Raw genomic sequence first — 1,143 nt, 5'->3', positions numbered from 1 at the left:
CATCTTCTTCCGATTCGGTCTCATCGTCACTTCCGAAATCGCCGACACCATCATCATCATCGTCGCCTCCATCGGCTCCTCCAGCGCCCCGTCCAGCGTCTGCCGCCTTTGGGCTATCGTTGCTATCGTCGTCTCGCGATTCAGGGATGGAGACATCTTCATTGTCAACCTCATCCTTTTCAGTCTTCTTGGACTTTGATTTGCGCCTCTTGGCTTCCTGCGCTTTGGCAGTGGGTTTCTTTGCCCTTTTGGAGACACGAGGCACAGGGCCTAGGTCATCTTCCTTCTCAGCAGTCTCATCTCGACGCTGTGTGGCCTTAGTGGCCATTGTGGCTGTCTTGGCCATTGTCAATGAATTCAAGCGCTATTACTAGCTGTATTTCCAGCAAAGTGGCTATTCCTAAAAAAAAGTGAGGAAATGGCTTGGCTCCACGGAGCCATTTGAGCGATATGCCGTGTAGTTCGTACGTTTGCGCCTATTTTAGCGGAGTCTCGCACGTTCCAGGACACAACGGAAAAACTGCCGGGGGATTCGCCTAATTACCATAGCCCTGCTGACTTGGGGATCATTCCCGGAATTACAGAGTATTACCTAAATTTCCTTAAATAGGGCACACTGGCTCGTGGGAACTAGTGGACTAAGGGGTCACATAGTTGGCCACATAGGTGCGAGCGGGGCGAGCCATCTCGCTTATAGGCCTCCACATTTTTCCTAATTTCCAGCTTAGATCAACATCGATTGGCAATGAAGACTATCAGCACTGTACCATCGATCCATTGCCTATGGAGACTCTTTCTCCATGGATACCAGGTCATATACAACTGCCGGTGAGACCCTCCGTATGTCTCTGCCTCCTACACGGGTCGTCACCCATGGAAACGTTCATGGAAATCAGCAATGTCATCTTTGACAATGTGGATCGTTTGACTCTCTTCCACTCAAGTCTTGGGTCTGATAAACTGAATGAATCCAGCCCTAGCGCCCTCAAAGCACTAGCTGTAGCTGCTGTAGCTCACTTGGGTTGATTGTAGGGTGTTTACTACACCACAGACCGGAAAAGAGTGAGCTCAAGGATATGTGGCTCCATGGCCACTGTGGCTCCCTGCCACGGATATGGGGAACCCGGATGTAGCTCTACTTAG

The 1,143-nt window shown here is 50.6% G+C and carries 1 protein-coding gene; it reads right to left on the bottom strand.

Annotated features, from left to right (window positions below):
• A partial coding sequence (locus V6D20_21895; GenBank protein HEY9818437.1) for a hypothetical protein occupies positions 1–361 on the bottom strand: 361 nt, incomplete at its 3' end.
• Positions 362–1,143: the final 782 nt, after the last annotated feature.

The organism is Candidatus Obscuribacterales bacterium, assembly GCA_036703605.1.
In the GTDB taxonomy this organism is placed as follows: Bacteria; Cyanobacteriota; Cyanobacteriia; order RECH01; family RECH01; genus RECH01.
Note: the sequence above shows the minus strand (reverse complement) of the source record. Positions and strands in the feature narration are given on the sequence as shown.